Genomic DNA, 18568 nt, shown 5'->3' on the forward strand with positions numbered 1-18568 from the left:
TGTTTGCGAGACGGCCTCACAATGTGGCGAAGACGGAACCGTCGTGCGGGAGTTCTACACGCCATCGGGCGGAACTGAACAAGAGATCGGGTTGAAGTGCCTTGGCGATGGGACGGTCACAGAGCCGATCACCCAGACACTCATCCTGCGGGCGATGAAGCGGATCCAGCTGCCCAAGCCCAGGATGATCGTGCAGCCGCCGGGCGGCAGGACGCTGGTCAACTTCGACACCCTGTTCCGCACCGAGGCCGAGCCGATCCACCGCACCATCGGACTCCTCGGCCGCCGCGTCGAGCTCGTGATCACGCCGTCCTCCTTCACCTGGCACCACGGCGACGGCACCACCCAGACCAGCACTTCCCCCGGCCTGAAGTACCAACCCAGCATCCCGATGGATTCCTACATCTCCCACCAGTACGTCGACGCCCACGTCACCGTGCAGCCCAGCGTGGACGTCGACTACTCGGCCCGCTACCGCGTCGACCGCGGGCCCTGGCTGACCGTCACCGGCACCGTGACCATGCCCGGCAACGGCGTCGACCTGCGCATCGTCGAAGGCCGCCCCACCCTCGTCGACAACTGACTGCACCCGCGGAGCACGTCGCACCGGACCGCTGACCGTGCGCGGCATCGTGGCTCGACCGGACGACCTGTTCACTTGGACATGCAGTTCGCGGGCGGAAGGGGCACGCCACGCTCAAGGAGAGCCGGCGTACGACGAACTGCCTGTTCAAATGAGCATCGCGGCGGCGCCCGGACGAGCCGACTGTTTGAACCAGACCCCACAGGCCATGCTTGGGCACATGAGACGCCCCGCAACGCTGATCGCGCTGCTACCGATCGCACTCGCCGGCCTGGTCGCCTGCGACTCCGAGGCCGCCGGAGACCAGCCGAGCATCGCGGTCGCTGACATCCGCCGGATCGCCGAGACAGCGGGCGACAGTGCGAAGACCTGTCCTCTCGACCTCAACCTGTCCGAGGCGCTCGACGGTGCGGGCGCCGAGGGCGAGATCACCACGACGAGGGTCGACGTCAACCACTCGAGCACCGAGGAGCCCGCTGAGGACCCGATGGCGGCGCAGCTCGAGGACGGGCTGAGCCCGCTCGACGCCGCGGCCGGAGTCTTCATCGAGTGCGCGTTCACCGTGGGCGACGAGGACCTCGTGGTGACGCTGATCGCCACGAAGGCCGGCGAACAGGCAGCGTTCAACGTGATGCTCCCAGGTCTCGGCCGGGCCGCCGAGCTGGACGAGGAAGCCCTCATGGACTACGCCGAGTCGGGCCCGTCCGTCGGCGAGGTCGAGCTGGCGGGCGAGGACGTCACGGTGCTCCGCATGGATGTCACCGGCACCGGCGACGCCGCGCTGATGGTCGCGGGCAAGGCTGTGTCCGGACTGTCCGACGGCGAGCGCCGTACGACGACAAGGAACCTGGCCCGCCAGGTCAGCGAGTCCTGATTCGAGACGACCAGGCCCGGGTGCGACCCGCACGACCCGTCAGCCCGGCAGCGCGATCAGCAGCTCGACGACCAGCAGCGCGGCCGTGACCGCGGCCAGCACGGCGAGGAGCCCGCCGTGCGCGATCATCCGGTCGTACGCCGGCTCGTCCGCATGCGCCACGGCCGAGGTGTGCCGCCATTCGCGCACGACAGCGAAGCCGACGACCAGCCCACCGGCCAACGCCACCGTTGCGCCCGACCACAGGCCGTCGTACGACGCATGGACGGTGACGAAGATGCCAGCCACGGCGACGCTGAGGCCGGTGCGTGACCAGGCGAGCTGGGTGCGCTCCTGCTGGAGGCCGGAGTCGCGACTCACCGGGTGAGCTCCGCGAACACCGAGCCCACCCCGACCAGCACGGCGACGATGCCGACCCCGAGCATCAGCACGAGGTGGGCCCGACCGCCCGGCAACGGGGCGCGCAGCCGCAGGGCGCGTTCGACGTTGGCCCAGCCCAGCCAGGCGAAGAGCACGCAGGCCAGCCCGGTGAGAGCGAGGATCGCCGCGGCCATTCCGGAGAGCCACTGCGGCCAGTCGAGGTCGATCGCGTTGATCGCACCAGCGCCGGCCAGCAGCGCGAGCGCCGTCCGGATCCATGCGAGGAACGTGCGTTCGTTGGCCAGGGTGAACCGCGGGTCCGGCTCGTCGCCGACACCGAAGACGCGGGAGGGGAAGCGGGCCATCAGGAGTTGCTGAAGATCGCCGAGCCGTCGGCATCGGGCCCGCGCTGTGCCCAGGTCCAGGCGTAGGCGTCGTCCTCGACGGCGACCCCACCCTCACCGAGCTCGAGCGGGGCGAAGGTGTCGACCATGACCGCGGACTCGTCGAAGAACTCCGCACCGAGGGAGGCCTCGATCGCCGAGGGCTGCGGACCGTGGGCGTAGCCGCCCGGGTGCAGCGAGATCGAGCCCAGGTTGATGCCGGAGCCCTTGCGGGCCTCGTAGTCACCGCCGACGTAGAACATGACCTCGTCGGAATCCACGTTGGAATGGTAGTACGGCACCGGCACGGACAGCTCGTGGTAGTCGACCTTGCGCGGCAGGAAGTTGCAGATCACGAAGTTGTGCCCCTCGAAGACCTGGTGCACCGGCGGCGGCTGGTGGATCTTGCCGGTGATCGGCATGAAGTCGTCGATGTTGAACGTGTAGGGATAGAGGCAGCCATCCCAGCCGACCACGTCGAACGGGTGCGTCGCGTAGCGCATGCGGGTACCGACGACCCGTCCACTGACGCGATGTTTCACGAGCACGTCGACCTCCACCTCGTCGCGATGTGCCCCCACGAGCTCGGTGAGGGAGGTCGGGCCGTGCAGGTCGCGCTCGCAGTACGGCGCGTGCTCGAGCAGCTGGCCGAACCGGGACAGGTAGCGCTTGGGCGGGTGGATGTGGCTGTTCGCCTCGATCGCGTAGAGCCGGCTGCTCTGGTTGGGCACCCACCGGTGCGTGGTCGCCCGCGGGATGACGACGTAGTCACCCGATCGGTAGCGCAGGCTCCCGAAGACGGTCTCGACGACGCCCCCGCCCGACTCGACGTAGACGCATTCGTCGCCGATCGCGTTGCGGTAGTACGGCGACGCATCCTCCCCGGTGACCACGTAGGAGATGCGGACGTCACTGTTGCCCAGCACCAGGCGTCGCCCGGTCACCGCGTCGCCGTTCTCACCGGCCACGAACAGCGTGTGCAGGCGCAGGTGCCGCGCCTTGAGCGGGTGGTTCGGAGTGGTGGAGAGGTCGGGCAGCTCCCAGATCTGGGAGTCGACGAGCGCCGACGGCACACCGCGGTGGTAGAGCAACGACGAGTCGGAGCTGAAGCCTTCCTCCCCCATCAGCTCCTCGTAGAAGAGGTTCCCGGCAGCGTCACGATGCTGGGTGTGCCGCTTCGAGGGGATCTCGCCGAGGCTCCGGTAGTAGGCCATGCTGAACTCCGAATGGTCGATATTCGGACGTTTGCGTCCGAATATGAATCTTCCTCCGGCACGCTGCGACCTGTCAACGCTGGCGCACGGCGCTGTCGGGAAAACGTCGTCGCAGACCCTCAGGTCTCGTCGTTGAGCCGCAGGGTCTGCAGCCGACGCCCGGCGTACACCGTCGCGGCGACGGTGACGACCACGAGCAGGGTCAGGCCGGTGCCGAGGCCGACGGCAGCGTCGACGCCCAGCCGGGACGCGTCGTCGCCGAGAAGGCGCTCCACCACCGCGAGGGACCACTGCTGGATGCTCAGCGCCTGCGCGCCGGGCACCAACCCACCGACCAGTGACTCCCAGATCAAGGCGTAGATGAGGCCGAGCACGACCGCGTTCCGGCTGGCCACCGCGAGCAGCAGGAACACCGCCGCATAGGCCACACCCGCGGCGAGCGCGCCCACGGTGAAGGCCACTGTGACCGCGCCGACCTCACCGGTCAGGACGACCCCGGCCACCGCCACCGGCAGCACGCCGAAGCCGACCACCACCCCGACGGCCACGACCAGCTTGGTCACGATGATCGAGTAGCGGTTCAGCGGCTTGGCCAGGAGGTAGACGATCGAGCCCTCGTCGATCTCGGGACCGATCGCGCCGGTGCCGGCGATCAGGCCGAGCAGCGGCATCAGGATGGCGATCCCGAACGCGGCCAGCAGGTCCGGCGCCAGGCGTCCGGAGAGCTCACGCTCGATGCCGGAGTCGATCCCGCCCAGCACACGCGCGAAGATGCACAGCGCCAGGAGCGCCAGCGGCAGCAGGGCGAGCACGAGGGTCCGCTTGCGGCCGAGCAGGCTTCGCCGGGTCAGGGAGGCGACGGTGCCGTTGAACGCGAGCCCGCTCATCGCGACACCAGGTAGGAGAAGACGCTCTCCAGGGACTCGTCGGCCGGGTGCACCTCGAGCAGCCGGATGCCGTGGCGAGAGGCGAGCCGCGGCAGCGCGTGCACGAAGGCCGAGTAGTCGGTGGCCTGCACCTGTACGGCGCTGACGCCGTGCGGGTCGACGGACAGCTCGACCCCCGACGTGCACGGTTCGGCGATCATCGCCGACGCCAGGGCGCGGTCGTCGCTGGAGCGGATCGTGTATTGATGCGGCCGCTGGGTCATCAGCCGCCTGATCTCACGGAAGTCACCCGACGCGGCATGCCTCCCCGACACCATCACCTCGATCCGGGCCGCGATCTGCTCGACCTCCTCGAGGATGTGCGAGCTGAAGAGGATGGTGCGGCCCTGGTCGCCCAGCTCGTGCAGCAGCTCCATCAGGTGCATGCGCTGGCGCGGGTCCATGCCGTTGAACGGCTCGTCGAGCAGCAGCACCGTGGGCTCGTGCACGATCGCGGTCGCCATCTTGATCCGCTGCTTCATGCCCTTGGAGTAGGTGCGGATGTCACGGTCCTGTGCGTCGGCCATCTCCACGGTCGCGATCGCCTGCCGCGCGGCGGACTCGGGGTCGGGCAGCTGGTGCAGCTTGGCGTTGGCCAGCACGAAGTTCCAGCCGCTCACCGCGTCGTACATCTCCTCGCGCTCGGGCACGAGGCCGACCTCGCGGTAGATCTCCGGGTCACGGTAGAGCGGGCGCCCGTCGAGGGTGACCGTGCCGGCCGAGGGCGCCAGGAAGCCGGCCATCATGTTGATCAGCGTCGACTTGCCTGCCCCGTTGGGGCCCAGCAGTCCGGTCACGCCGGTGTCGAGCCGCATCGTGACGTCGTTGACCGCGACCACGTTGCCGAACCAGCGGGAGACCTTGTCGAGCTCGACGACACTCACGACCCAACCCCTCTCATGACAGGGCCTTCCGGTAGCGGGCCAGCAGCACGACGTAGCAGACCACGACCAAGAGCACGGCGACCGCGGTGAAGACCAGCGCACCGAGAGCGCCGGGCGGGCCCTCCCCGAACGACGAGTCCGCACCGAAGACGCCCGCGGTCACGCCGTCGACCAGCGGGTACGGCGACAGCAGCCCGGCGTACCCGGTGAACGTGTCGTTGCCCAGCTCGCCCGCCAGGGCACGGACGGTGGCCTGGATGCCGGACAGGACCAGGAGTACGCCGACCACCGCGGCGACCCCGACCCCGCGTCGTGGCGTCAGCGCGGCGATCACGAGGCCGATGCCGGCCAGCACGAACGCGAAGACCAGCACGCCGGCCATCGCCCGCAGGTAGTCGGGCAGCTGCTCGTCGAGGGGCAGCTTGGAGAGCAACGCACCGGCCAGCAGCAACGTGAGGGGCAGGCCCATCAGCACGACCAGCGCGGCGACCATGCCGGCGTACTTCGCCTGGACGTACTGGCTGCGGCTCAGCGGGCGCGAGAAGTAGAGCGGCGCCACCCGGAACCGCAGGTCGCGCGACATCACCACCGGCGACTGGGCGCCGAGGAACACCGTGACGACGACCTGCAGCGTGACGACGTACTCGGTGTAGCCGAGCGGCAGGGTGTCGAAGCCGATGTAGCTGGTCACCACCGTGACCACCAGCGCCGGCAGCACCATCACGGCAAGCAGCAGCAGCGGCATCACCTTCGAGCGCGCGGACCGGCCCAGGCCGAAGGCGCCGCGCAGGGTCTCGAGGAAGAGCGCGCGACGGATGTACGCCGGGCCGAGCCGCGGGCCGTCGTAGTGCCGGTAGCCGATGTCGTGGATCGCGCCGGCCGGGCCCCTCTGCTGGTCAGTCATCGCGCGGGCCGGGGCTCGAAAAGATCTCGGTCATGTGATGGCGCTGGCGCTCGAGCCGGACCAGGCCCAGGTCGAGCTCGGCCACGACGTCGCGCACCAGGTCGTAGGCGGTGTCGTCGCCGACGTCCACGGTGAGCAGCTTCCCGTCGACCCGGGCGGCCACTCCCGCGTCGGCCAGCCGGGCCTGCAGGGCGGTCGGCTCGCCGTCGACCTCGACGGTCACCATCGGTGTCTGGGCGGTGACCGACGCGGTGGTCGAGTGCCGCAGCAGGCGGCCGCCGTCGATCACGACCAGCCCGTCACAGACCCGTTCGAGCTCACCGAGCAGGTGGGAGGTGACGATCACGGAGATGCCGAACTCGGTGCCGATGCGCTGGATCAGCGCGAGCATGTCGTCGCGTCCGGCCGGGTCGAGGCCGTTGGTCGGTTCGTCGAGCAACACCAGACTCGGGTCGTGCACCAGTGCCTGTGCGAGCTTGACCCGCTGCCGCATGCCGGTGGAGTAGCCGCCCATCGGCCGGTAGCGCTCCTCGTAGAGCCCGACGTGGCGCAGGATGTCGGCAGCCCTCTCACGCGCTGCCGTGGTGGGCAGGCCCGACATGCGGCCCATGTGCACGACGAACTCCGTGGCCGACACGTCGGGTGGCAGGCAGTCGTGCTCGGGCATGTAGCCGACCAGCTCGCGGATCGCGGGCCCGTCCGTCGTCACGTCGAGACCGAGCACGTGCGCCGAACCCTTGGTCGCTGGCAGCAGTCCGAGCAGGATCTTGAGCAGCGTGGACTTTCCGGCACCGTTGGCCCCGACCAGCCCGGTCACGCCGGTCGACACGTCGATGCTCAGGGCGCTGACCGCCGTGACCTGTCCGAACTGCATGGTCAGGTCGTGGGTCTGGATCAGCATCACGATGCCCCCTCCGGTCCCGGCTCGCGCCGCCCCTTACACCTTAGGGGCCGGAGGAAATCAGGCCTCGCCAGTTCTGGGGAACTCTCGCCGTTCGACACCAGCTCGGTCAGGCCGCGGCGTGCTCGATGCTCTCCTCAGCCCGGCGGCTGGCGCCAGTGGGGATGGACAGGGCGATCAGCGCGGCCACGAGCGCCACACCGGCACCCATCAGCAACCCAACCCGGAGGCCGTTCTCGGTGGGCAGCGACACGGGTCCGAAGTCCGTGCTCATCTGGGCGAGCACGACGCCGACGACGGCCGCGCTCACCGACGTACCGACCGAGCGCATCAGCGTGTTGAAGCTGTTCGCCGAGCCCGTCTCCGACAACGGGACCGAGCCCATGATCAGGGCGGGCATCGCGCCGTACGCCAGGCCGACGCCGGTGCTGCAGATGCAGACCGCGACCATCACGCCCCACGTCGACCCCATCAGGAGTACGGCGGAGAAGTAGCCGACCGAGACGATGAACGCACCCAGCGCGAGAGTCACCTTCGGACCGCGCAGATGGGAGAGCTTGGCGCCCATCGGCGAGACCAGCATCATCACCAGTCCGCCGGGCATCATCCAGAGGCCCATCTCGAACATCGACTGGCCGAGGCCGTAGCCGGTCTCGGTCGGAATCTGCAGCAGCTGCGGCAGGATCAGCATCTGCGAGTACATCGCGAAGCCGATGACCAGCGACGCCGCGTTGGTGAGCAGCACGACCGGGCGCGCGGTGACCCGGAGGTCGACCAGCGGGTCGGTGGTGCGCAGCTCGAACCAGCCCCAGGCCAGGAAGGCCACCACCGAGACCACGAGCAGGCCGACGGTGAGGCCGCTGCCCCAGCCCCAGTCGGCGCCCTTGGAGACGCCGAGCAGCAGGCAGACCAGGCCGATGCCGAGCCCGACGGCGCCGACGTAGTCGAAGCGGGCACCGATCGCGGTGATCGGGGTGTGCGGCACGAGCGTGACGATCAGCACCGAGATCAGCGCGGCGAGGGCGGCCGAACCCCAGAAGAGGACCCGCCAGCTGGTGTGCTCCGCGACGCCGGCGGCGATCGGCAGGCCGAGGGCGCCGCCGACACCGAGGGAGGCGCTCATCAGGGCGATCGCGGTGCCGAGGCGCTCGGGCGGCAGGACGTCGCGCATCGCGCTGATGCCGAGCGGGATCAGTCCCATGCCGGCCCCTTGCAGGCAGCGGCCGATGATCATCGGCGCCACCGAGGAGGCGAGCGCACACACGACCGAACCGACGATCAGGGCGAAGGAGCAGAGCAGCATCATCCGCCGCTTGCCGAAGAGGTCGCCCAGTCGGCCGCTGACCGGCGTCAGCACGGACGCGGTCAGCAGCGTCGCGGTGATCACCCAGGACGCGTTGGAAGCCGACGTGTCCAGCAACCTGGGCAGGTCACCGATCAGTGGCACGACGAGGGTCTGCATGAGGGCGGCGGTGATGCCAGCCACCGACAGCACGAAGACGATGGCGCCGGAGTGGACCGGTGGTGTGGAGGTCTGCTCGTCGGCAGCAAGGGTCGTGGACATGACTTGTATCCTACACACGATGTGCATGATGCACATGTTGTGTGCGTTACACTTTCGACGGAGGCTCCACTGCCCCTTGGGTGGACCGGACGTCTCGGAGGATCAGTTCCGCCAAGGAGGACACGTGGGCGATCGGCTCAAGGACATCGAGCGCGAGGCACTGCTGCTCGGCAGGTACCTCTCCCCCGTGCGTCACGACGAGACCGGCCGCAAGCGGCTCGACCGCAGCGCCTACACGTTGCTGACCCGGCTGCACGCCCAGGGACCGATGTCGATCGGCCAGCTCACCGAGGCGTTCAGCCTCGACGCCTCCACCCTGAACCGGCAGACCGCCGCGATGATGCGCAACGGCCTCGTCGAGCGGATCCCCGACCCCGACGGCGGCCTGGCCCGCAAGTTCCTGGTCACCAAGGCGGGGCGCGACCAGCTCCTCGCCGACCGGCGCGCCAACATCCGCGGCCTGCGCCGGGTGCTCGAGGACTGGCCGGAGGAGGACGTCGCCACGTTGGCCGACCTGCTGCGCCGCTTCAACGGGGAGATCGAGGCGCGCGACGGTCGGCCCTGGCCGCGCCGCTGATCACTCCCCCTGTTGAATGGTCCGCATGGTCGAACTCGTCGCGGACTGCGGCAGCTGCGCGGGGCTGTGCTGCGTGGCCCTGCCATTCACCCGCTCGGCGGACTTCGCTTTCAGCAAGGAGGGCGGCGAGCCCTGCCGTAACCTCGACTCCGGCTTCGGCTGCTCGGTCCATGACCGGTTGCGGCCGCTGGGCATGGTCGGCTGCACGACGTACGACTGCTTCGGCGCGGGCCAGGCCGTCACCCAGCGCCTGTACGACGGGCAGACCTGGCGGTCCCACCCCGAGCAGTCCCGCGACATGTTCGAGGTGTTCGGCAGCATGCGCCGGCTGCACGAGATGTTGTTCTACCTGGGCGATGCGCTCGGCGCACTGTCCGACGACACCGCCACCACCGACCTGCGCGCACGACTGACCGCGATGGTGGCGACCACCGAGGCGCTCACCCACGGCACGCCGTACGACGTCCTCGGGGTGGACGTCGACGCGCACCGGCTCGAGGTCGCTCCCCTGCTCCGGGAGGCCAGCGACTCGGCCCGCGGGCAGCATGCCCGGGGTGCCGACCACGCCCGGGTGCGTCGGGACGACCTGGCCGGTCAGGACCTGGCCGGCCTCGACCTCCGGGCCACAGACCTGCGCGGCAAGCTGATGATCGGAGCCGACCTGCGCGGGTCCGACCTACGTGGAGCCGACCTGCTCGGCGCCGACCTGCGTGGCACCGACGTGGCCGGTGCCGACCTGAGAGACGCCCTGTTCCTCACGCAGATGCAGGTCAACGCCGCACGCGGCGACGCCGCCACGCGATTCAGCGAAGCGCTCACCCGACCGTCGCACTGGTCCTGACCGGGCTCTCAGGAACCTCTCAATTCGGCTCCGTACGGTGATCGTTCAATTGTCAATCACCTCGGAGGTAGACCGCATGAAGTTCCCACTCGGGACCCGTTCCACCACTCCCGGCCAGGACGCCGTCCTGCTGCTCGTGAGATTCGTCCTGGGGACGGTGATGGTCGCGCACGGCTGGCAGAAGCTCGACCAGCAAGGGCTCGCCGGCACGGCCGACGGCTTCGCGGCGATGGGGATTCCCTTCGCGAGTGCGGCGGCAGCCTTCGCCATCGCCCTCGAGATCGGCGGCGGTGTCCTGATTGCCCTGGGGGCACTCACCCCGGTGATCGGCGCGCTGTGGGCGCTTCACATGGCCGGCGCCTGGTGGTTCGTGCACCGGGACGCCTTCTTCGCGGCCGAGGGCGGCTACGAGCTGGTGCTGGTGCTCGGCGTGCTGGGGCTCCTGCTGGCCGGAATGGGAGCCGGACGCCTGTCGGTCGACGGCCTGCTCACGCGTCGACGGCCGGTCGACCGCCAGCCGGAGCTGCGCGCGAGCTGAGCCGTCACCGGTGCACCGTCGGCGGGTCACCGGGCCAGCAGCACCAGAGCGGCCAGCGCCACCAGCCAGCTCGCGAAGCTGCCGACCAGGAAGTACTCGGTGAGCTGGTGGATGCGCACCTGGTCCTTGCGGGAGGAGAGCTCGGGGAAGCGCAGCAGCCCCTTCGCGGCCACCACGATGCTGGCCGCGGTGACCTGCCCGGCCAGACCGAGGGAGAGGATGAACACCCTCTCCATCGGGCCGAGCAGGCGGCCACCCTTGAGCTGCACCTCCGGGTCGGACGCGGTGCCGTGCTTGGCCGGGTTCAGGGTGCCGGTCACCGCGAGGACGAGGCGGACCAGCACGTTGCCGGTGCTCAGCTGCACGCCCAGGGCGCCGAGCAGCAGCAGCGCCCGGTCGGCGTCCATGCCGGCCAGCAACGGCAGGCGTACGTCGTCCAGCCAGCGCTGCAGCAGCCCGCCGGCCTCACCGGCCAGGCCGGAGAAGAGGATCGCGGCGGCCAGCGCACCACCGAGCACGAGCAGCGGCACCGCTGGTCGGCCGCGACCGAAGCCGAGGGTGACCGTGCGGCCCCAGGCCAGCACGACTCCCGCGATGACCACCAGCGCGACCAGGTCGAGTGCTGAGGTGAGCCCGGCGACGAGTCCGAGGACGACCACCGCGAGGGCGCCGAGGCCTTCGGGCAGCCAGGCCCGCGGGCGGATCGAGAAGGACAGGTCCGTGAGCGCCACTCCGATGAGCAGCAGTCCCAACCAGCTCACTCGATTCCTCTCAACTGTTCGTCGATGGCCACCACCAGTGCGATGCCGTCGTGGCGCACCCGCTGGGAGACTGCCGAGGCGGAGACGCCCTCCGTCTCGGCGACCTCTCGTTGGGTCTGTCCGGACAGCAGACCACGCAGCACCGACAACGACCTGGCCGACATCGCACCGACCAGGCCGTCGCGCCCCAGCAGGGCTGCGTTGATCGCCGCCGCGTCAGGACGGGCGGCGTCGTCGGCCACCTCGAACGCCGTACGCACGCGACCCAGCGAGGCCCGGCCCGCGTCGGTCGACACCCGCACGATCGCCTTGCGTGCCGCCCACCAGCCCGGGCCGTCCTCGATCCGCGGGGACGTGCCGAGCACCGTGACCGCACCCCAGCCGAGTCCGTGGCGCACGTCGAGGTCGGGCAGCAGGGCCAGGCGCAGCCGCAGCGTGGCGGCGAGCGCGTCACCCAGGCGGGCGAAGGTCGCCTGGTACTCGTCGCCGGCCGTGATCCACAGCGGCACGGCGGGCGACAGTTCCGTGTTGACGTCGGCCAGGGCCTCCTCGAGCCGGGCGTGCACGACCGCCCGGTCGTCGGGGACCCGCGAACCGACCACGTCCCCGATCAGCGTGACGGTGGCGTCCTGCTTCATTCCGGCCATATGAAGAAGATACCTTCTTTTTCATGGAATGCAGCATATTGCTTCACTGTCGAGGTGGGGCGCCCGGGACTCAGTTGAGGGTGCGCATCGTCGGCGGTACGCCGCCTCCGGCGTGGACCGCCTCGACCAGCTCCTGGAGAGCCGTCAACGCCACCCGCTGCGACATCGGGCCGTAGGACACCCGGGCCACGCCCAGCTGCTCGAGTCGCGCCAGCGCCGGACCGCCCGGGATGCCGATCAGGGTGAGGCGCTGCGGGCCGAACGCGTCGACCAGTGCCGAGACCTGCTCCTCGTCGAGCTTGCCGGGCACGAACACCACCGGCGCACCGGCGTCGAGGTAGGCGCGGCCCCGTTCGATCGCGTCGGCCAGCACCTCACCCTTGTCGCGGTCACCGGCCTTGACGAACGCGTCGGTGCGGGCATTGAGCACGAAGTCGACACCCTCGTCGGAGGCCACCTTCATGATCGCCTCGACGTTGGCCACGGCCTCCGCGAGCGGTCGCATCTGGTCCTCGATGTTGGCGCCCACGACACCGACACCGATCGCCTTGCGGACCGTCTCCGCCGGGTCGCCGTACCCACCCTCGAGGTCGGCCGAGACCGGCAAGGACGTCGCCGCGACGATGCGGCGGCACTCCTCGACCATCTCGTCGACGGGAATGTTCTCGCCGTCCTCGTAGCCGCGGGAGGCCGCGATCGAGTGGCTCGCGGTGGCGAGCGCGGTGGTGCCCTCCACGCCGGCGACGGCCTTCGCACTGATCACGTCCCAGACGTTCACGACGGTGAGCAGCTTGGTGTCCTGGTGGAGGCGCAGCAGCTCGGCGCCCCGGTCAATTGTGGTTTGGTCAGCCATGGCGCCGACGCTACTCCGACGCACCCAAGCTTGGCTCGCGGCTCAGTGGGTTCCACCACCTCCTGTCGCGGGCGTGCCGATCCGGAACGGCAACACCAGCACCGGGTTCTCGAACTCCGACAACCGCACGCTCACCTCGACCTTCCACTCCCCCGGCTTCGGCAGGGTGACGGTGCCTCTCCACCGGCCGGGGCCGTCCGGTGTCAGGTCGAGGACCAGGTCCAGCCCGTCCGTCGTGGCGCGCACCCGCGGGTCGGCGTACGGCGTGACCGGCGTGCCGGCCTCGTCGAGGACCTCCAGCCGGAATCCGGTCGTGCCGGTGACCACGCTGTCCAGCGTCATCCGCAGCGTGTGCTCCGACGCCGACGCCTCGGCCACCGGACTGCCGCCCGGTTGACCGGTCGCCTCGGACGCCGCCGGGCCCGGCACGGCGAACGCGGCCGGCGTCGCCAGGGCCAGCACCAGTGCGGCGACGAGTGCGGGCCACCGGTTCGGGCGGCGTACCGCCGAGACCGCACCGGCGGCCGCCACCACCGCCAGGGCCACCAGCAGTCCGCGCCAGGTGAGCCAGCCGTCGACCCAGTGCGTCCAGTCACGCAGGCCGACCCAACCGGCACCCTCACGCACGGCAGCGAGGGGTACGACGAGCACCGCGGCGGCCAGTGCGACCAGCCAGCAGGCCTCGAGCCACCGGCCGGCGCGACCCAGCAGGAGGAGCGCGACCAACCCGAGCACCGCGAGCGCACCGGCTGCGAGGGTCAGGCCGTGGGCGAACGACAGCCCGGTCGTCACCGGTGCGGCGAACGCGTCGTTCGCCGTGCTCCCCGGGGTCGGCGCGCCCACCGCGAAGGTGAGCGAGCCGTTGACCTCGTGGCCGTCGGCCGAGGTGACCGCCCAGGCCACCACCACCGTGCCTTCGGGAAGCTGACCGGTGGGAGTGATCTCGACGTCGCGGTCGACCGTGTCCACGTCGACCGCGACCTCCTCGCCGGTGCCGGTGAAGACGTGCGTCTCGGCGGCACGCGCCACCACGCGCTCGTTGAACTCGAGGGTGATCCTCGCGGGGGCCTGCGCCACGACCGCGCCGGACCCGGGCGTGCTGGCGACCAGCTGGGCATGGGCCGAGGCCGGCCCGGCCCCGAGCGCCACGGTGGCCAGCGCGAACGCTGCGGTCAGCAGTAGCCGGACCACCCGGCCACGCCCACCGCGGCCGGCGGGCGTGGACCGGTCGAGTCGTGTGTTCACGCCTTGCGGCTGCGGGACAGGGCGGTGCCACCGGCGAGCAGGCCGAGCAGCCCGACCACCAGTCCGGCGATGGCCAGTCGGCTGACCCCGTCGTCGGATTCCCGGTCCGACGCGTTGCCGGAGTCGGCGTGCGACTCCGCGTCGGTGATCACGACGTTGGGTGCCGGCGCCTCGAGCTCCTCGGCGTCCTGGCCGTCCGCGGGGACCTCGGTCCAGGCGGTCTCGCCCTTCACGCAGGTCTGGATGGTCGGGAAGTCCAGGGTCGCGCCTGCGGCGTCGGGCAGCTGCACCGAGACCTCGAAGGTGTCGCGCTGGCCGTCGGGCAGTGGCGTCTTGGCGGTGTAGACGATCTGGCCGACCCGCTCGGTGATCTCGTTGCCGTGCGCGTCCTTGATCGGGGCGTCCAGGTTCTCCATCACCTTCTCCACGTCGTAGAACGGTTGGCGGGTCGGGGTGGCGGCCACGATCTCCTCGGGCAGCTGGATCGCGACCTTCTTCGTCGGTGATCCGTCGCAGCCGTGCGGAACGCTGAAGGTGAGCACCGTGTAGGCGCCGGCGGCAGTCTCCGAGGCGGTGACGCTGACGTGCGCCGAGGCCGCGCCGGCCCCGAGCAGGAGGGTCGCCCCCACGGCGGGCAGCAGGGCGAGTCGGGCAATCGTGCGTGAGAGGTTCATGTGCTTCCTATCGGGGAGTTGAAGAGGGGGTGGGGGTGGGCGCCGTGTCGAAGAAGCGGGACAGCGCGGGCACCCGGCGTACGAGCAGGTGGTCGAAGGCGAGCACCACCAGCAGGGACAGGCCGAACAGCGGCAGCAACAGGCCGAGTACGACGACCGCGACCAGCAGGAACGGCGAGGCCCGTAGTGGCATCCGGCCGCGCGGGGCTCCGACCGATCCGCCCGGACGACGTCGCCACCACATCAGGGGTCCGGTGATGCAGGACGCGATGATCGCCAGGCACATCAGGGCCGAGCCCCAGAACGACCAGAGGCCAAGGCTGCGGCCCTCGTGCAGGCCGATGCCCTGGGCGACGACCTTGGCCAGCGCCGGGTAGTCGTCGTAGCCGTAGGTCGACTCGACCTCTCCCCCGAAGCGCCCGACGTGCACGGTCCTCTCGTCCGACGGGGCGTCGAAGGCGTAGCCGATCACCGAGTAGACACCGTCCTCGGAGGCAGGGAGCGCCACGGTCATGGGGTGCCGCAGACCCTGCTCCGAGGCGATCTCGACGGCGGTGTCGAGGTTGGCCCGGCTCGAGCCCTCGTGGCCACTCGACCTCGGGACCTCGGTCTTGCCGCTGCCCCACGGCACCTCCTGTGCGTGCGAGTGCGGCAGCGACTCGTCGAGCGTCGAGGTGGGGTCCGAGACCGCGCCGGGGTCGGTGCTCCACATGGAGGTGCCCCGGTCGGTGGCCAGCTCCTGCACCTTGGCGCCGAAGATGCCGGTCCAGGGCAGCCCGGAGGCCAGCAGGAGCAGCAGTCCCACCCCGGCGACCAGGCCGATCCGGCCGTGCCGGGAGCGCAACGAGCGGGGTCGTCGGCGCCGCGCGGCCCGGCCCTTCGAGTAGAGGTAGTAGCCGGTCAGGGCCATCACGAACGCCCAGCTCGCGGCGAGCTCGATCAGGTGGTCGCCCCACTTGCCGACCATCAGGTCACGGTGGATGCGGACGGCGTAGCCGCTCAGCGTGGTGTCGGGGTTGATCGCGCCGAGCACCTCCGCACCCCATGGGTTCACGTAGAGGTCGCGCGCCTCGCCGGAGCCGGTGACGATGGAGAACCGCGTGCTGCTGCCCTCGTCGTCGGGCTCGGTCATCGAGATGATCGTGGCGTCCGGGTAGGCGCGTTCGACGGCCGCCTCCTGCGCGGAGTACGGCTGGGTGAAGTCCATGTCGGCCGGCTGCTCGACCGTCATCACATCGGCGTGCAACAACGGTTCGAGCTGGAAGCGGAACAGGTAGATCAGTCCGGTGCTGGCCAGCACCAGCAGGATCGGCGCGACCAGGAGGCTGGCGTAGAGGTGCCACCTCCAGAACGCCCGGAACCATCCGGGCGAGGCAGCGCGCGCGGGTCGCCCCCGTGGGGGGTCGCCGTCGGGGCGCGCTGCAGGTGGATCGATCTGCAGGGTCATGTCTCTCCTCAGGGACACGTGCGTACGCCGCGGCGGCACCGGGTCGTCGTACGACGACATGGCGGTGCGCGGGCGCGCGGGTGCGCAGGAAAGGCGCATCCGTTGGATGCGCAGGGTCGGGTCAGGCCGGGAGGAGAGCCGGCGGACCGCGGCGTACGACGCTGCGCGCCAGCGTCGTCAGGTGAGGAGGAGCCGACCGCTCGAACGCGGCCGGAGCGGCAGCGAGCGGTGCCGGCAGGGCCAGCCCGGCCAGCAGCTGGCGCAGGGACGGTACGACGACCGCCGCGGCAAGTGCGAGAAGGGTCCAGATCGCACGTTCACCGACGGCCAGCCACAGGCCGACGAGGGCCGCGGCGCACAGGTGGAGCACCATCATCGGGGCGTGCGCGCCGGTCATGTCGGCGATCAGGTGGTGCATGGCGTGGGGCAGGGCGAAGTCGGACTGCACCTGCGGGCGAGCGGCGGCGTACTGCTCCATCGGCGACCCGGAGCCGACCAGCGACTCGGGCCGGGCCGGCGCGACCGGGGCCGTGCCGACGGTGTGCGCAGCGTCGCCGGCGTGACCGGAGGTCATCGTCAGCATCGCGTGCACGACGGTCTGGCCGCCGACGGTCAGCGCGACGATGCGCAGCGTGGTGGCGGGTCGACGCAGGAACCAACCGAGCCCCACGGCTGCCAAGAGATAGAACGCGACCAGGGTCGGCACCGAGGGCAGCAGGCCGTTCGCAGCCACGTGCGCCACGACGCCGGTGCTGAGGGCGACGAAGGCCAGCACGGCGCCACGCACCCGCCGCAGCAGCGGCCCCGCGGTCCCGTTCACGTCGCGTATCCTCCCACAGCCCGAAAGTCCCTGACGTGTCCGCGGGTGTCAGCAGGTGGGCGGCGAGGCGAGGTCACGGTCGACCGACTTGAGCAGGAAGACCCGCACGTGGCAGTCGTCGTAGACCAGGTCGTAGCGGTCGAGGATCACACCCCCGATGCGTTCGGCGGGGTCCAGGCCCCAGGCGTGCAACGGGAAGACCTGCATCAGCCAGGTCGGCGGGTGGTCGCCCTGCAGCACCCCGATCAGCTCGTCGAGGTCGGGGTCGAGCACCCGGATCGGCAGGCTCCACAGGTGTTCGTACGGCGAGCGCAGCCCGCTGGCACGTTGGGCATCGGCGCGACCGTAGAGCGTCGTCGCGGTGTCACCGGGCTCGGCCGAAGCCGCCACGAACTCGCCGAGCACGGTCAGCCGCGGCGTGCCGTAGTCGGCCATCTCCCTGGCCTCGGTCGGCGTCACCCAGAGCGCCGAGCCGATCACGTAGACGACCACCGGGAGCACCAGCCAGCGCCTGCGCGCGAGCGGCATCGTCAACCCGACCGCCAGCGCGAGACCGGGCGCGAGGCCGAGCAGGTAGTGCGTCCAGAAGTTGCCGCCGACCAGGATCCCGACAGCCTCCACCGCGATCATCGCGGCGACCGCCCACCCGAGCGCACTGCCCCGGAACCGACCGACCAGCGCCACGACGACGAGCACGATCAGCATCGGGATGATGCCGGAGAGCCAGGCGTCCTCCACGATCGCCGCGGTGCGGTTCTCGATGCCGGTGCGGTGGCCCGCGCGGATCAGCGACGACGCGTCACCGCGGAAGCTGATCGCGGCCACCCACAGCCCGTTCACGCCCGTGGGGGCGCTGAACGCCCAGCCGACCATCATCCCCACGCCGCCCGCGATCCCGGCCAGGCCGGCCAGCAGTCGGCGTGCGACGTCGGGCCAGGTGCGTTCCTTGCGGAGACCGGCGACGACCAGCACCACGAACGCGAAGACGAGGCCCTCGGCGAAGTTCTGCTTGACCGCCATCGCGAGCAGGCCGACCAGCCCGGCGGCGGCCGACCAGGCCAGCGCCCGACCGCCCTCGTGGCGTGCGGCGATCGCCGCGCAGAGCACGCAGCCCATCACGAACGGGATCGCGAACGCCTCGCCGTTGGCGACCGGGGCCCCGACGGCGGGCGTGATCGAGAACGCCGCGGCGACCAGGGCGGCCCAGCCTGCGGCACCGCCGAGTCGGCGTACGGCGCAATAGGTGAGCACCACGAAAGCCATGAAGAACGCGGCCACCATCCAGCGGATCGCCTCCACCGTCCCGATCGCGGCCGCCACCATGAACAGCCAGATCAGCATCGGTGGCCGGTCGACCCAGTAGTGGCCGTAGAGGCCGTCACCGCCGCGGTGCAGCAGGTCGTCGGCGACGAGGTAGAAGCCGGACTCGTCGGGGGTGATCGGCCAGTCCCACAACACGATGCGGCCCGCGACGACCACCAGCAGGGCAAGCCACAGCGGCCAGTGGCAGCGCAGCGCACCCACACTCGATGTCAACACGTGTCCCCCGTCTTGGTCCCGGTGCAGGCCTCG

The 18568-nt window shown here is 70.6% G+C and carries 21 protein-coding genes; 5 read left to right on the forward strand and 16 right to left on the reverse strand.

Going from position 1 to position 18568, the window contains the following annotated elements; genetic code table 11:
- The first annotated feature begins 154 nt into the window (after positions 1 to 154).
- On the forward strand, positions 155 to 583 hold the full coding sequence (locus tag ASD30_RS22825) for a hypothetical protein (protein WP_056687598.1): 429 nt from the start codon (positions 155 to 157) through the stop codon (positions 581 to 583).
- Between the two features lie 220 nt (positions 584 to 803).
- Positions 804 to 1457: a hypothetical protein gene (locus ASD30_RS22830; protein WP_056687600.1), complete on the forward strand. Its 654-nt coding sequence runs from the start codon at positions 804 to 806 to the stop codon at positions 1455 to 1457.
- Between the two features lie 39 nt (positions 1458 to 1496).
- On the opposite strand, the gene ASD30_RS26975 is transcribed toward ASD30_RS22830, so the two are convergent.
- The 8 genes from ASD30_RS26975 to ASD30_RS22870 all read right to left on the reverse strand — a co-directional run bounded on the left by ASD30_RS26975 (position 1497) and on the right by ASD30_RS22870 (position 8593).
- Positions 1497 to 1817 carry a DUF202 domain-containing protein gene (locus ASD30_RS26975; protein WP_056687602.1) on the reverse strand — a complete coding sequence of 107 codons (321 nt, stop codon included), beginning with the start codon at positions 1815 to 1817 and terminating at the stop codon, positions 1497 to 1499.
- Positions 1814 to 2182, reverse strand: coding sequence for a YidH family protein (locus ASD30_RS22840; RefSeq protein WP_056687604.1), 369 nt, complete (start codon positions 2180 to 2182; stop codon positions 1814 to 1816). Before ASD30_RS22840 ends, ASD30_RS26975 begins: the two co-directional genes overlap by 4 nt.
- A complete protein-coding gene (locus ASD30_RS22845) occupies positions 2182 to 3414 on the reverse strand; it encodes a homogentisate 1,2-dioxygenase (RefSeq protein WP_056687606.1) in 1233 nt (410 codons plus the stop codon). Before ASD30_RS22845 ends, ASD30_RS22840 begins: the two co-directional genes overlap by 1 nt.
- 119 nt (positions 3415 to 3533) lie before the next feature.
- Positions 3534 to 4301 (reverse strand): ABC transporter permease subunit, encoded by a 768-nt coding sequence (locus tag ASD30_RS22850; protein WP_056687607.1) that lies wholly within the window; start codon positions 4299 to 4301, stop codon positions 3534 to 3536.
- A complete protein-coding gene (locus ASD30_RS22855) occupies positions 4298 to 5224 on the reverse strand; it encodes an ABC transporter ATP-binding protein (protein ID WP_056687609.1) in 927 nt (308 codons plus the stop codon). The genes ASD30_RS22850 and ASD30_RS22855 overlap by 4 nt, the downstream gene beginning before the upstream one ends.
- Before the next feature lie 13 nt (positions 5225 to 5237).
- Positions 5238 to 6128 (reverse strand): hypothetical protein, encoded by an 891-nt coding sequence (locus tag ASD30_RS22860; RefSeq protein ID WP_056687612.1) that lies wholly within the window; start codon positions 6126 to 6128, stop codon positions 5238 to 5240.
- Positions 6121 to 7029 (reverse strand): ABC transporter ATP-binding protein, encoded by a 909-nt coding sequence (locus ASD30_RS22865; RefSeq protein ID WP_082564114.1) that lies wholly within the window; start codon positions 7027 to 7029, stop codon positions 6121 to 6123. Before ASD30_RS22865 ends, ASD30_RS22860 begins: the two co-directional genes overlap by 8 nt.
- 109 nt (positions 7030 to 7138) lie before the next feature.
- Positions 7139 to 8593: an MFS transporter gene (locus ASD30_RS22870; protein ID WP_056687616.1), complete on the reverse strand. Its 1455-nt coding sequence runs from the start codon at positions 8591 to 8593 to the stop codon at positions 7139 to 7141.
- A gap of 124 nt (positions 8594 to 8717) precedes the next feature.
- Here ASD30_RS22870 and ASD30_RS22875 point away from each other — a divergent pair, with 124 nt between their 5' ends.
- From ASD30_RS22875 to ASD30_RS22885, 3 genes are all read left to right on the forward strand, one after another.
- A complete protein-coding gene (locus ASD30_RS22875; RefSeq protein WP_056687618.1) occupies positions 8718 to 9170 on the forward strand; it encodes a MarR family winged helix-turn-helix transcriptional regulator in 453 nt (150 codons plus the stop codon).
- Between the two features lie 25 nt (positions 9171 to 9195).
- Entirely contained in the window at positions 9196 to 10011 is an 816-nt protein-coding gene (locus ASD30_RS22880) for a pentapeptide repeat-containing protein (RefSeq protein WP_235532663.1), read from the forward strand.
- A 76-nt stretch (positions 10012 to 10087) separates the two neighbouring features.
- Positions 10088 to 10549, forward strand: coding sequence for a DoxX family protein (locus ASD30_RS22885; RefSeq protein WP_056687622.1), 462 nt, complete (start codon positions 10088 to 10090; stop codon positions 10547 to 10549).
- Positions 10550 to 10575: 26 nt separating this feature from the next.
- On the opposite strand, the gene ASD30_RS22890 is transcribed toward ASD30_RS22885, so the two are convergent.
- From ASD30_RS22890 to ASD30_RS22925, 8 genes are all read right to left on the reverse strand, one after another.
- Positions 10576 to 11310 carry a hypothetical protein gene (locus tag ASD30_RS22890; RefSeq protein WP_056687624.1) on the reverse strand — a complete coding sequence of 245 codons (735 nt, stop codon included), beginning with the start codon at positions 11308 to 11310 and terminating at the stop codon, positions 10576 to 10578.
- Positions 11307 to 11957: a SatD family protein gene (locus tag ASD30_RS22895; RefSeq protein WP_235532664.1), complete on the reverse strand. Its 651-nt coding sequence runs from the start codon at positions 11955 to 11957 to the stop codon at positions 11307 to 11309. The genes ASD30_RS22890 and ASD30_RS22895 overlap by 4 nt, the downstream gene beginning before the upstream one ends.
- 70 nt (positions 11958 to 12027) lie before the next feature.
- On the reverse strand, positions 12028 to 12810 hold the full coding sequence (locus ASD30_RS22900; RefSeq protein ID WP_056687628.1) for an isocitrate lyase/PEP mutase family protein: 783 nt from the start codon (positions 12808 to 12810) through the stop codon (positions 12028 to 12030).
- Between the two features lie 42 nt (positions 12811 to 12852).
- On the reverse strand, positions 12853 to 14055 hold the full coding sequence (locus tag ASD30_RS22905; RefSeq protein WP_056687630.1) for a copper resistance CopC family protein: 1203 nt from the start codon (positions 14053 to 14055) through the stop codon (positions 12853 to 12855).
- Complete coding sequence (locus ASD30_RS22910; RefSeq protein WP_056687632.1) at positions 14052 to 14729, reverse strand: YcnI family copper-binding membrane protein; 678 nt, start codon at positions 14727 to 14729, stop codon at positions 14052 to 14054. The genes ASD30_RS22905 and ASD30_RS22910 overlap by 4 nt, the downstream gene beginning before the upstream one ends.
- Positions 14730 to 14736: 7 nt before the next feature.
- The gene (locus ASD30_RS22915) at positions 14737 to 16176 is read right to left on the reverse strand and encodes a PepSY-associated TM helix domain-containing protein (RefSeq protein WP_056687634.1); all 1440 of its coding nucleotides are present in this window, start codon (positions 16174 to 16176) and stop codon (positions 14737 to 14739) included.
- Between the two features lie 121 nt (positions 16177 to 16297).
- A complete protein-coding gene (locus tag ASD30_RS22920) occupies positions 16298 to 16996 on the reverse strand; it encodes a hypothetical protein (protein ID WP_056687636.1) in 699 nt (232 codons plus the stop codon).
- Positions 16997 to 17044: 48 nt separating this feature from the next.
- Positions 17045 to 18535 (reverse strand): hypothetical protein, encoded by a 1491-nt coding sequence (locus ASD30_RS22925; RefSeq protein WP_156393763.1) that lies wholly within the window; start codon positions 18533 to 18535, stop codon positions 17045 to 17047.
- Between the last annotated feature and the right edge of the window lie 33 nt (positions 18536 to 18568).

This window comes from Nocardioides sp. Root140 (assembly GCF_001426745.1).
Classification (GTDB): domain Bacteria; phylum Actinomycetota; class Actinomycetes; order Propionibacteriales; family Nocardioidaceae; genus Nocardioides.

What these genes read in the sequence shown, in the direction of transcription:
- ASD30_RS22825 (WP_056687598.1), top strand. Translation starts at nt 155, where the DNA reads ATGAAGCGGATCCAGCTGCCCAAGCCCAGGATGATCGTGCAGCCGCCG.
- ASD30_RS22830 (WP_056687600.1), top strand. Translation starts at nt 804, where the DNA reads ATGAGACGCCCCGCAACGCTGATCGCGCTGCTACCGATCGCACTCGCC.
- ASD30_RS22840 (WP_056687604.1), bottom strand. Translation starts at nt 2,182, where the DNA reads ATGGCCCGCTTCCCCTCCCGCGTCTTCGGTGTCGGCGACGAGCCGGAC.
- ASD30_RS22845 (WP_056687606.1), bottom strand. Translation starts at nt 3,414, where the DNA reads ATGGCCTACTACCGGAGCCTCGGCGAGATCCCCTCGAAGCGGCACACC.
- ASD30_RS22850 (WP_056687607.1), bottom strand. Translation starts at nt 4,301, where the DNA reads ATGAGCGGGCTCGCGTTCAACGGCACCGTCGCCTCCCTGACCCGGCGA.
- ASD30_RS22860 (WP_056687612.1), bottom strand. Translation starts at nt 6,128, where the DNA reads ATGACTGACCAGCAGAGGGGCCCGGCCGGCGCGATCCACGACATCGGC.
- ASD30_RS22865 (WP_082564114.1), bottom strand. Translation starts at nt 7,029, where the DNA reads ATGCTGATCCAGACCCACGACCTGACCATGCAGTTCGGACAGGTCACG.
- ASD30_RS22870 (WP_056687616.1), bottom strand. Translation starts at nt 8,593, where the DNA reads ATGTCCACGACCCTTGCTGCCGACGAGCAGACCTCCACACCACCGGTC.
- ASD30_RS22880 (WP_235532663.1), top strand. Translation starts at nt 9,196, where the DNA reads ATGGTCGAACTCGTCGCGGACTGCGGCAGCTGCGCGGGGCTGTGCTGC.
- ASD30_RS22885 (WP_056687622.1), top strand. Translation starts at nt 10,088, where the DNA reads ATGAAGTTCCCACTCGGGACCCGTTCCACCACTCCCGGCCAGGACGCC.
- ASD30_RS22895 (WP_235532664.1), bottom strand. Translation starts at nt 11,957, where the DNA reads ATGGCCGGAATGAAGCAGGACGCCACCGTCACGCTGATCGGGGACGTG.
- ASD30_RS22900 (WP_056687628.1), bottom strand. Translation starts at nt 12,810, where the DNA reads ATGGCTGACCAAACCACAATTGACCGGGGCGCCGAGCTGCTGCGCCTC.
- ASD30_RS22910 (WP_056687632.1), bottom strand. Translation starts at nt 14,729, where the DNA reads ATGAACCTCTCACGCACGATTGCCCGACTCGCCCTGCTGCCCGCCGTG.
- ASD30_RS22915 (WP_056687634.1), bottom strand. Translation starts at nt 16,176, where the DNA reads ATGACCCTGCAGATCGATCCACCTGCAGCGCGCCCCGACGGCGACCCC.